Origin of the sequence: Actinoplanes sp. NBC_00393, from assembly GCF_036053395.1 — a bacterium.
Taxonomy (GTDB): domain Bacteria; phylum Actinomycetota; class Actinomycetes; order Mycobacteriales; family Micromonosporaceae; genus Actinoplanes.
In genome coordinates, this window is the sequence record NZ_CP107942.1 from 8,946,831 (window position 1) to 8,957,500 (window position 10,670).

Sequence of the window (10,670 nt, forward strand, 5' to 3'; positions counted from 1 at the left end):
GTTCGCCTGGCGCCGGGTCCTGAACCGGATGCGGGCCGTGCTGCGCAGCGCCCTGACCACGTTCGTGGTGCTGACCTTCACCCTGTGGCTGATGCCCGGCGTGGCCAGCACCGACATCATCGACGTCCTCGGCCTGGTGGTGCTGGTCGCCGCGGTCGGCGCGGTGCTGCGGCCGCTGCTGCTGCTCGGCATCACCGCGCTCGGCGGCTGGGGCGCCATGCTGTTCGGCGTGGTGGCCCAGGTCGTGGTCATGTTCGTGGCGCTGGAGCTGGACCCGGCCGAGCAGATCAGCGGCCTGCCCACCCTGCTGTCCGCCGCGATCCTGGCCGTCGTGGTGGCCGCCCTGCTCGACTGGATGGCCGACAGCGGCAGTGACGACACGTTCGTGCGGGAGTCGCGCCGGCTGATGCGCGGGGTCCGCCGCCGAGCCGCGCGGCGGGCCGGCGGATCGCTGTTCACCTTCCGCCGCCCCCGGCCGGGCACCGAACCCGGCCTGCTCATGGTCCAGCTCGACGGGGTCGCCGAGCCGGTGCTGCACTGGGCGGTCCGGGCCGGCAACCTGCCCACCCTCGGGCACTGGCTGCGGACAGGCAGCCATGTCGTCCGGCCGTGGCACACCGGCCTGCCCTCCACCACGCCCGCCTCACAGGCCGGCATCCTGCACGGCGCCACCCGGCAGATCCCCGGTTTCCGCTGGTACGAGAAGGACACCGGCAAACTGATGGTCTCCAACCGCCCGCGCGACGCCGCGATCATCGAGAACCGGATCAGCGACGGCGCCGGCCTGCTCCGCGACGGTGGCGTGAGCATCAGCAACGCGTTCAGTGGCGACGCGGTGACCAACCTGCTCACGGTCAGCCACGCGGCCCTGCCCGGCCGGTCCGCCCGCGGCTGGGCAGCCTTCATGGCCTCGCCGTACGGCTTCACCCGGGCCCTCGTCCTCGGTGTCGCCGAGGTGATCACCGAGCTGCACCAGGCCCGTCTGCAGCGCCGCCGGAACCTGCAGCCCCGGGTCAGCCGGTCCGGCGCGTTCCTGGCCCTGCGCCCGGCCTCGATGCTGCTGCGCGACGTCAACATCTCGCTGGTCGCCGAGCAGATGGCCCGCGGTGTCCCGGCGATCTACTGCGACCTGGTCGACTACGACGAGGTGGCACACCACGCCGGCCCGGCCCGGCCGGAGTCGATGCGCCAGCTGGAGAGCCTGGACCGGATGCTCGGCGTCCTCGAACGCCTGGCCCCCGAGGCGGCCCGCCGCTACCACCTGGTGGTGCTCTCCGATCACGGGCAGAGCCAGGGCGCCACCTTCCGCCAGCGGTACGGCGAGACCCTCGACGCGGTGGTGGACCGGCTCACCGCCCCCGACGCGGCGGCCGCGGTGGAGGAGGAACCGGCACCCGCCCCGGTGCTGGTGGTCTCCTCGGGCAACCTGTCGATGCTCTACCTGACCCGCTTCCCGCACCGGCTGAACCGGGCGGCGATCGAGCACGCGTACCCGCGGCTGGTCACCGGGCTCGCCGCCCATCCCGGGGTCGGCCTGGTGGTGGTGCAGGACGAGGACGGGCCGATCGCGTACGGGTCGGCCGGCTCCCAGCGCCTGCGCGACGGAGCGGTCACCGGCACCGACCCCCTCCTGCCGTACGGCCCGCGCGCCTGCCACGACCTGCTGCGCCACCAGAGCTCCGCGCACGTCGGCGACCTCGTCGTGATCAGCTCGGTGGACCCGGTGACGCACGAGGTCGCCGCCTTCGAGGAACTGGTCGGCTCACACGGCGGCCTCGGCGGCTGGCAGACCGACGCGGTGCTGGTCCACCCCTCCGGCTGGCCGGTCGACGGCGACCTCGACGGGCCGGACGCCGTGCACCGGCAACTGCTCGGCTGGCTCACCATGCTGGGCCTGCGCCGTTCCGAACCGGCGCCGGTGGAGGCCAGCGAACCGATACGTGATTTCGATCCCGACATGTCGGCGCGACTTTCCCCGAGCCGGGATGGTTAACGGAACGTGCGCTTTCTCCGCCTGGTCATTCTGGTAATCCTGTCCCTCCTGTTCGTCGCGGCCCCGGCGCAGGCCGTCGACAGCACCGCCCGCGCCGCGCCCACCTTCAACGGCACGGTGTACGCGATCGCCTACCGCGGGAACACGGTCTATGTCGGTGGCTCGTTCACCAAGGCGAGCTGGAACGGGCGTATGTTCCCGCGCCTGCGCCTGGCTGCCTTCGACGGGCGTACCGGCGAGCTGCTGCCCTGGGCGCCGAACGCGGACAGCACGGTGCGCGCGCTCGCGGCCACGCCCGGCGGTATCTACGCGGCCGGGTACTTCCACTCCGTCGACGGCGAGAAACGCGATTCGCTGGCCCGGCTCGACCCGGTCACCGGCGCGGTCGGCTCGTTCACCCACGACATCGACGGCACCCCGTACGCCCTGGCCCACGGCAACGGCCGCCTCTACCTGGGCGGCAGCTTCACCGCGGTGGACGGCACGAAGCGCCGCAACCTCGCCGCCTTCGCCCTGACCACCGGACGGCTGGACCGAACCTGGCGGGCCCAGGCCGACGACCGGGTGCACACCCTCGCGGCCACCGGCACCCAGCTCTTCCTCGGCGGCGCCTTCCACAAGGTGAACGGGGTCAGCAGCACCCTGCGCCTGGCCGCGGTCAGCGCCCGCACCGGCGTCCTGGACCGCTACTTCCGGCCCAAGGTCACCGCCGAGGTGAACGCGCTCACCGTCGACCGCTCCGGCGTCTACGCCGCCACCGGCGGCCAGGGCGGCCGGGCCGTCGCCTACCGCCTCGACGGCTCCCTGCGCTGGCAGCGCGTCTTCGACGGCGACGCGGTGGCCATCACCGCCCTGAACGGCGTCACCTACGTCGGCGGCCACTTCGACCGGGCCTGCCTCACCCCGCGCAACGGCCCGCAGGGTTCCTGCCTGGACGGCTCCACGCCGCGGGTCAAGCTGGCCGCGATGACCGGCACGGGCCGCCTCACCCCCTGGGCACCCCAGGCCAACGGGGTCATCGGCGTGCGCGTCCTCTCCGCGAACCCCACCGCCGGCACCATCGACGCCGGCGGCGACTTCACCACCATCGGCGGTGCGGAGCGCCCTCGATTCGCGAGCTTCTGACCGTTCAGAATCTGCGCCGGGTCACGAATTCGCTGATCGCCCAGTACCGCACGGGCGTGAGCCGGGCCAGCCAGTCACCCGCCTTCGCCGCCGAAGTGATCACCAGGCGTGGCCGCCGGGCCTGGACGGCGGCCACGATCTGCCGGGCCGCCTCCTCCGGCGGCATGGTCAGCGCGGCCTCCGCGAACCGCCGGGCCTGCGCGGCCTGCTCACCCTCCGGATCAAGTCCGCTGATCCGGGCGTTGGCCGCGATGTTCGTCCGGATCCCGCCCGGATGCACCACGGTCACGCCCACCCCGCGCGGCGCCAGCTCATGCCGCAGGCCCTCACTGAAACCGCGCACCGCGTACTTACTGGTCGCATAGGCCACCTGCCCCGGCGGCGCGATCAGCCCGAACAGGCTGGAAACGTTCACCACGTGCGACCCCGGCCGGCTCAGCAGCTGCGGCAGAAAGGCCTTCGTCAACCGCACCACCGCATGCAGGTTGATCTCCAGCAGCCAGTCGACGTCGGCGATGCTGTTCTGCTCGAACGTCCCGGTCAGCGTCACCCCGGCGTTGTTGATCAAAAGATCGACACCACCATGGCGCGACGCGATCTCCGCGGCCAGGTCACGCCGGTCACCACCATCGCCGAGATCGAGGGGGTACGCGGAAACGTCCGCCGCCCCGACCTCCTTGGCCATCGCGGCGACCTGTTCCAGCCCACCGGCGTCCTTGTCGACCAGAGCCAGCACTGCCCGGCGTTTGGCCAGCTCCAGGGCGAGCGCCGCCCCGATCCCACTGGCCGCGCCCGTGATCACGCAGGTCCGCCCCGCGAAGATGAACCGCTGCACCGTCCGTGCCTCGCCTTTCCGCAGGCGCCCGACCGCCACGTCGTCGCCGATTATCGCCGCCGGTCCTGATACGCGGTGCCTATCGACCGCACAGGACCCGCATAGCGTGGCTGGTCAGTCTTCTCCCCGGAACCCCAGCCCACCACCCCGAGGGAGCCCCGATGACCCGACGCTCACCCGCTCACCCGCACACCCCACACGGCGGACCGGTATCCGAGCACGGCGCTCCCGGGCCGACCCAGGCCCGGGCCCAAATCCCCGACCCCGACTCCGCCGACTGGTCGCCCACCGGCGCTTTCCCTGCTTCCAGCGGCCTTCCGCCCGGCGTTCTCTCTGCTTCCGGTAGCGCTTCGCCCGGGGTACTCCCTGCTTCCGGTGGCCTTCCGCCCGGCGTTCTCTCTGCTTCCGGTAGCGCTTCGCCCGGGGTACTCCCTGCTTCCGGTGGCCTTCCGCCCGGCGTTCTCTCTGCTTCCGGTAGCGCTTCGTCCGGGGTACTCCCTGCTTCCGGTGGCCTTCCGCCCGGCGTTCTCTCTGCTTCCGGTAGCGCTTCGTCCGGGGTACTCCCTGCTTCCGGTGGCCTTCCGCCCGGCGTTCTCTCTGCTTCCGGTAGCGCTTCGTCCGGGGTACTCCCTGCTTCCGGTGGCCTTCCGCCCGGCGTTCTCTCTGCTTCCGGTAGCGCTTCGTCCGGGGTACTCCCTGCTTCCGGTGGCCTTCCGCCCGGCGTTCTCTCTGCTTCCGGTAGCGCTTCGTCCGGGGTACTCCCTGCTTCCGGTGGCCTTCCGCCCGGCGTTCTCTCTGCTTCCGGTAGCGCTTCGTCCGGGGTACTCCCTGCTTCCGGTGGCCTTCCGCCCGGCGTTCTCTCTGCTTCCGGTAGCGCTTCGTCCGGGGTACTCCCTGCTTCCGGTGGCCTTCCGCCCGGCGTTCTCTCTGCTTCCGGTAGCGCTTCGTCCGGGGTACTCCCTGCTTCCGGTGGCCTTCCGCCCGGCGTTCTCTCTGCTTCCGGTAGCGCTTCGTCCGGGGTACTCCCTGCTTCCGGTGGCCTTCCGCCCGGCGTTCTCTCTGCTTCCGGTAGCGCTTCGTCCGGGGTACTCCCTGCTTCCGGTGGCCTTCCGCCCGGCGTTCTCTCTGCTTCCGGTAGCGCTTCGTCCGGGGTACTCCCTGCTTCCGGTGGCCTTCCGCCCGGCGTTCTCTCTGCTTCCGGTAGCGCTTCGCCCGGCGTTCTCCCTGCTTCCGGTGGCCTTCCGCCCGGCGTTCTCTCTGCTTCCGGTAGCGCTTCGTCCGGGGTACTCCCTGCTTCCGGTGGCCTTCCGCCCGGCGTTCTCTCTGCTTCCGGTAGCGCTTCGTCCGGGGTACTCCCTGCTTCCGGTGGCCTTCCGCCCGGCGTTCTCTCTGCTTCCGGTAGCGCTTCGTCCGGCGTTCTCCCTGCTTCCGGTGGCCTTCCGCCCGGCGTTCTCTCTGCCTCCGGTAGCGCTTCGCCCGGCGTTCTCCCTGCTTCCGGTGGCCTTCCGCCCGGCGTTCTCTCTGCTTCCGGTAGCGCTTCGCCCGGGGTACTCCCTGCTTCCGGTGGCCTTCCGCCCGGCGTTCTCTCTGCTTCCGGTAGCGCTTCGCCCGGCGTTCTCCCTGCTTCCGGTGGCCTTCCGCCCGGCGTTCTCTCTGCCTCCGGTAGCGCTTCGCCCGGCGTTCTCCCTGCTTCCGGTGGCCTTCCGCCCGGCGCTCACTCTGCCTCCGGTAGCGCTCCGCCCGGCGTACTCCCTGCTTCCGGTGGCCTTCCGCCCGGCGCTCTCCCTGCCTCCGCTGGGCATCCGCCCTGGCGGAACGGAATCGACAGTTCCGTTCCGATCGGAGTGCCGCCCTCCTGGCCCGTGGGCACCGGCCCGGTCGCGGGTGGCGCGCCGGCTGCCTGGGACCGGGATACCGCATCGTGGCCCGCCTCGGCGTATCTGCCGGTTCCCTCTGATCAGACCCACACTGATCTGCCTCAAGCCGAGGTGGTCGCTCCAAACCACCTGGTGCGCTCCGCTGAGACGGCTCCGAGTCATCTGGCTCGCTCTGACGTGGCATCCGCTGCTTATCCGGATCGTTCCGATGCGCCATTCTCGGCCCAACTCGCTTCCGGGAGCGCGGCTCGGACCGGGCTACCGAGCTCGATCGATCTGACGATCGGCACGGGTTCGACGGCGTCGGCCGGGGACGGTGGCAATCCCCTGAAACCGTAGAGACTTTGATCTTGTGGTTTTTGGATCTTGATAGGTGGGGAAGCGGCGGCGTAGCCGCCTCCGTCTCCAGATCCTCAAGCCGCCTGTTCGGCGCGGACCCGGGCCTCGTAGACCACCGGCGGCAGCCGGCCCGCGGTCGAGTGCCGCCGCTCGTGGTTGTACTCGTCGATGAAGGCGGCGACCGCGGTCCGGGCCTGGGCCCGGGTGCCGTAGCGGCCGGCGTCGGCCAGCAGTTCGAACTCGAGGGTCGAGTTGAACGACTCGGCGACCGCGTTGTCCAGCCCGGAGCCGGTGCGGCCCATCGACTGGCGCACCTTCGCCCGATCGCACGCCGCGCGGAACAGGTTGCCGGTGTATTCCCCGCCTTGGTCGGAGTGGAAGATCACCCCGGCCACGTCACCACCGCGGACCGCGATCGCGACCTGCAACGCGGCGATCGCGAGGGCGGCGTCGTGGTGGGCGCCCATGGCGAAGCCGACCGCCCGGCGCGAGTGCAGATCCAGCACGGCTGCGAGGTAGAACTTGCCCTCATCGCAGGGGATCTCGGTGAGATCGCCGACCCACGCCACGTTCGGCTCGGGCGGCGGCGTGAAGTCGCGGTGGAGCAGGTCCGGTGCCTTGCGCGCGGACTTGTCCGGCTGGGTGAGGTTCCGGCGGCGGCGTTTCGGGCGGGCGACCAGATGCTGCTCGGCCATGATCTGCGCGATGGTGTTCACGCTGACCTTCCAGCCCATCGCCCGTAGATCATCGGTGATCCGCGGGGACCCGTAGCGCCCTTTGTGCCGGTGGAACAGCGTGACGACCAGCGTGGTCAACGCCTGCCGGCGGGCCCGGCGCAGCGACGTGTCGCCGGGCAGCCATTTGTACAGCCAGGCCGGTGACACACCGAGTGCCCGGCACGAGACCGCGTACGGGATGCCGTGCTGTGCCCTCTGGGCGGCGATGAACCCGGCCATGGCTACCGGCCCATCGAGTCCTCGACCCAGAGGGCCAGACTGCGCTTGAGCACGTCACACCGCATCCGCAGCTCGGCGTTCTCCCGGCGCAGCCGGGCCAGCTCGGCCTTCTCGTCCTCACCAAGCCCGTCGTCGGCGCCGTCCTGGCGGCGCCGCCGGTCTATGTTCACCCAGTTCGCCAGGGTGCCGTCCTTGATCCCCAGATCCCGGGCCACCTGCGCGATCGGCTTACCGGTCTCCCGGACCAGCCGCACCGCACCATCTCGGAAGTCTTGCTCGAACCTTCGTCGTGTCTCTGCCATCGCCAGTCACCAATCCCTTAAGGCGATGTCTCCACGTTACGAGGGGAAGCTCAACGGGCCAGAACAGGCGGGCGGCAGGGGCAGCGGGAGGGGTGAGCGCGGGCGCCGGGTGGACCGTAAGGCAAAGCTCGTGTTTGCCGCGGCGCTGGCGGCTGCTGCGCTTGCCGGTGGCGGTGTAGGCGCCGGGATCATGGCGGCGGTCGGTGGGGACAGCAGCGCCACGGCACCTGCAGTGCCTGCGGCGCCGGGTGGGCAAGCCGGGAACGGCGAGCAGGGCGGCGGCCAGCAGGGCAGCGGCCAGCAGGGCAGCGGCCAGCAGAGCGGCGGCCAGCAGGGGGTGCCGGGGCAGCCTCCGGAGATGCCGGATGGCGGGATGCCCACGGTTCAGCCCACTCAGGGGGCCTGAAGACCTCGTTCGAGGGGGGACGGAGGCGGTCTTCCGCTGTGGGCGGCGGGAGATCGCCTCCGGCTGTCCGGGAACGGTCAGTTACGCGTACGCCTCAGGTCTGTGGCTCTTCGACGGTGGCCGCGGAGCGTGCTCGCCGGCGGCGGACATGCCGGACATGGAGCGTCACGTAGGTCGCGATAGCGACCACGATCAGACCGATCGCGATCCACTTGTACCTGTGCGCCTGCCCCATGATCTCCACGAGGTGAACGCCGAGCAGGTAGGCCACCGTGCACCACCAGCCCACCCAGAGCAGCGCACCGATCGCGTTGTAGATCAGGAACGTCTTCCAGGGCATCTTGGTGATCCCGGCGATCACGCCGTTGAGCTGCCGCAACCCGTCGATGAACCGGGCCACCACGATGATCCGGTTGCCGCGGCGGGCGAAGAACTTCTCGGCCTTCTCCAACCGCTCGGGGGTGACGAAGATGTACTTCCCCCAGCGGTGCACGATCTTGCGACCGCCGCGCAGGCCGATCCAGTAGCCGATGTTGTCGCCGATGACTGCGGTGACGAACGAGACGATCGCGACGATGTAGATGTTCATCCGGCCGGCGCCGGCATAGATCGAGGCAGCCACCATGATTGTCTGGCCCGGAGCGGGGACGCCGAAGCTCTCCACGCCGATCACTCCACCGATGGCCAGGTAGCCCCAGCGGTCCAGGATCGGGGCAACGCTGTCCAGAAGTCCGGGGAGCGAGGCTGTAGGTGGCATCCGCTACACGGTAGCGCCAGCCGGGAGCGACACCGCACCGACCTTGTGCGAACCCGGGTCAGACCTTTTCCGATCAGAAACCCCGTCGCGGCCGCTCCGCGGTCGATCTTTCGCGTGACTTGGCCCACCTTCGTGGACCTCTTTCAGCTGATCTCCGCTCAACTGGGCCGAGGGGAAGTCCACTTGAGGGGCTTTTGCCCCACTAAATGACTCATACTTTCGGCTAGTCTTCTCTGGACCTGTCGGATAGAGTCTGCGTAACCGAACGGCCAAGTGTGCCTGGGCGGCGCAATCTGCTGCCCCACGGATATGGACGCCCGACCGACCCGGGCCCCCAGGCGGGGGCCGGCTCTCCGGAAAGGTTCCAGGGAGGACCCACGACATGACCGTCACTGAGACTTCGACGGCGGTATCGCCGTCGACTGCCGCCAGCGCCGAGGCTCCGGCGGACAGCGCGGCCGAGCTGCTCAGCGCCATGGCCGCCATGCCTGCTGGCCACCCGTCCCGCGCAGCACTTCGCGACCGGGCGATCGAGGCGTGGCTGCCGCTGGCGCGTCACCTCGCGCACCGCTATTCCGGGCGTGGCGAGCCCACCGATGACCTGATCCAGACCGCGACGGTGGGTTTGATCAAGGCGGTCGACAAGTTCGACCCCGAGCGTGGTGTGGACTTCGCCGGTTACGCGATCCCGACGATCATCGGGGAGATCAAGCGGCATTTCCGGGACCGCACGTGGTCGGTGCGGGTGCCGCGGCGGCTGCAGGAGCTGCGGCTGGCGATCACCGAGGCGAACAGCACGTTGACGCACTCGCTGGGGCGGTCGCCGACGGTGCCGGACATCGCGGCGCATCTGGGGATCAGCGAGGAGGATGTCCTCGAGGGTCTGGAGGGTGCGCGGGCGTACAACGCGACGTCGTTGTCGACGCCGATCAGTGCTGATGGGAACACGGAGCTGGGTGACACGCTCGGTGGCGAGGACCATGAGTACGAGATTGCGGAGACGCGGGTGGCGCTGGGCCCGGCGCTGGCGACGCTGGACGAGCGGGAGCAGAAGATCCTGACGCTGCGCTTCTACGGCAACCTGACCCAGTCGCAGATCGCCGAGCAGATCGGCATCTCGCAGATGCACGTGTCGCGTCTGCTGACCAAGGCCCTCACCAAGCTGCGCGGCCAGCTGTCGACTGACGCGATCTGATTTCCCTCCCTCCCCTTGACGGCGCCGGCACCAGCCGGCGCCGTCTTCCTATATCCCGGCCGGTCACGCTTCGGTGCATCGCGGGGTGGCGCGGCCGGGGTAAGCCTTCCGGGCTGCCGGGCGGACTGTATGGGCCAGTGCTTTCCTAATCCCTGCGGGCAAGATGGACATATGACTGCGCTGCCCGCCTCGGTGCCGCACCCCGGCGCCGTCGAGTTGCGCTGTTGGAGGCTGGACGCCTTCCGTGAACTGCGTCAGTTGCGCGTGGCGTTGCGTACTGCTCTGGCAGACGTGTTGACCCCCGACTACAGCGATCTGATCGATCGCATGGCCGTGGTCGCCACCGAGCTGGCCACCAACGCCCTGCGGCACGGACTGCCACCGACCGAGGTGCGGCTCCTGCAGGGGCCGGATCGACTGATCATCGACGTGGCCGACCATGACCTGGGGACCGAGCCGCGCCTCGACCGCGGCCGTCCACCGGGATTGGGTGGGATGGGGCTGGTCCTCGCCCGGACGTTCGCGGTCGAGGTCGGTTGGTACAAGGCCACGGAGACCAAGCACGTCTGGGCGAGCTTCACCGTGTGACCGTGCCGCCTTGGAACAGGTCGCCACCCCGGCTGATCACCGTACGTAGTAGCGCTTATCCGGAATGCAATTTCGGCTCACAAATGGCGCCTGGCTCACTGGTCACAGGGGCCACGGAAGGGTGAGGGGGCCGATTTGGCGTTGCGCGGGGGACCGGGTAAAGTTCTTCGAGCCGGCAGGGAAACGGGCGAGCCCGGATCGAAAGATCCGCAGCGGCCGTCCTGCCAAACCCCGGAGTTCGAGTGCGACGACTTGTCGTGTACTCTTCCGCGGGTTGCCCGCTTTTGGATCGTCGAG

The 10,670-nt window shown here is 70.1% G+C and carries 9 protein-coding genes; 4 read left to right on the top strand and 5 right to left on the bottom strand.

What is annotated here, in order from left to right; all coding sequences use genetic code 11:
• Window positions 1-28: 28 nt before the first annotated feature.
• Both OHA21_RS41450 and OHA21_RS41455 read left to right on the top strand, forming a co-directional pair.
• A complete protein-coding gene (locus OHA21_RS41450; protein WP_442875202.1) occupies window positions 29-1,993 on the top strand; it encodes an alkaline phosphatase family protein in 1,965 nt (654 codons plus the stop codon).
• Window positions 1,994-1,999: 6 nt separating this feature from the next.
• The gene (locus tag OHA21_RS41455; RefSeq protein WP_328464681.1) at window positions 2,000-3,118 is read left to right on the top strand and encodes a hypothetical protein; all 1,119 of its coding nucleotides are present in this window, start codon (window positions 2,000-2,002) and stop codon (window positions 3,116-3,118) included.
• A 4-nt stretch (window positions 3,119-3,122) separates the two neighbouring features.
• Here the strand turns inward: OHA21_RS41455 and OHA21_RS41460 are convergent, their stop codons facing one another.
• The 5 genes from OHA21_RS41460 to OHA21_RS41480 all read right to left on the bottom strand — a co-directional run bounded on the left by OHA21_RS41460 (window position 3,123) and on the right by OHA21_RS41480 (window position 8,590).
• Window positions 3,123-3,992 carry an SDR family NAD(P)-dependent oxidoreductase gene (locus OHA21_RS41460; RefSeq protein ID WP_328464683.1) on the bottom strand — a complete coding sequence of 290 codons (870 nt, stop codon included), beginning with the start codon at window positions 3,990-3,992 and terminating at the stop codon, window positions 3,123-3,125.
• A gap of 134 nt (window positions 3,993-4,126) precedes the next feature.
• Entirely contained in the window at window positions 4,127-5,671 is a 1,545-nt protein-coding gene (locus tag OHA21_RS41465) for a hypothetical protein (RefSeq protein ID WP_328464685.1), read from the bottom strand.
• A gap of 572 nt (window positions 5,672-6,243) precedes the next feature.
• Window positions 6,244-7,125, bottom strand: a complete 882-nt coding sequence (locus OHA21_RS41470) for an IS3 family transposase (RefSeq protein ID WP_328463989.1) — start codon at window positions 7,123-7,125, stop codon at window positions 6,244-6,246.
• 2 nt (window positions 7,126-7,127) lie between these two features.
• Window positions 7,128-7,427 carry a transposase gene (locus OHA21_RS41475; protein ID WP_328463991.1) on the bottom strand — a complete coding sequence of 100 codons (300 nt, stop codon included), beginning with the start codon at window positions 7,425-7,427 and terminating at the stop codon, window positions 7,128-7,130.
• Between the two features lie 500 nt (window positions 7,428-7,927).
• Window positions 7,928-8,590, bottom strand: coding sequence for a DedA family protein (locus tag OHA21_RS41480; protein WP_328464686.1), 663 nt, complete (start codon window positions 8,588-8,590; stop codon window positions 7,928-7,930).
• Window positions 8,591-9,065: 475 nt separating this feature from the next.
• Between OHA21_RS41480 and OHA21_RS41485 the strand changes: the two genes are divergently transcribed.
• On the top strand, window positions 9,066-9,785 hold the full coding sequence (locus tag OHA21_RS41485) for an RNA polymerase sigma factor SigF (protein ID WP_328478879.1): 720 nt from the start codon (window positions 9,066-9,068) through the stop codon (window positions 9,783-9,785).
• A 171-nt stretch (window positions 9,786-9,956) separates the two neighbouring features.
• Window positions 9,957-10,373, top strand: a complete 417-nt coding sequence (locus OHA21_RS41490; protein WP_328464688.1) for an ATP-binding protein — start codon at window positions 9,957-9,959, stop codon at window positions 10,371-10,373.
• The last annotated feature ends 297 nt before the right edge of the window (window positions 10,374-10,670 follow it).

What these genes read in the sequence shown, in the direction of transcription:
- OHA21_RS41470 (WP_328463989.1), bottom strand. Translation starts at nt 7,125, where the DNA reads ATGGCCGGGTTCATCGCCGCCCAGAGGGCACAGCACGGCATCCCGTAC.
- OHA21_RS41485 (WP_328478879.1), top strand. Translation starts at nt 9,066, where the DNA reads ATGGCCGCCATGCCTGCTGGCCACCCGTCCCGCGCAGCACTTCGCGAC.
- OHA21_RS41480 (WP_328464686.1), bottom strand. Translation starts at nt 8,590, where the DNA reads ATGCCACCTACAGCCTCGCTCCCCGGACTTCTGGACAGCGTTGCCCCG.
- OHA21_RS41475 (WP_328463991.1), bottom strand. Translation starts at nt 7,427, where the DNA reads ATGGCAGAGACACGACGAAGGTTCGAGCAAGACTTCCGAGATGGTGCG.
- OHA21_RS41490 (WP_328464688.1), top strand. Translation starts at nt 9,957, where the DNA reads ATGACTGCGCTGCCCGCCTCGGTGCCGCACCCCGGCGCCGTCGAGTTG.
- OHA21_RS41450 (WP_442875202.1), top strand. Translation starts at nt 29, where the DNA reads ATGCGGGCCGTGCTGCGCAGCGCCCTGACCACGTTCGTGGTGCTGACC.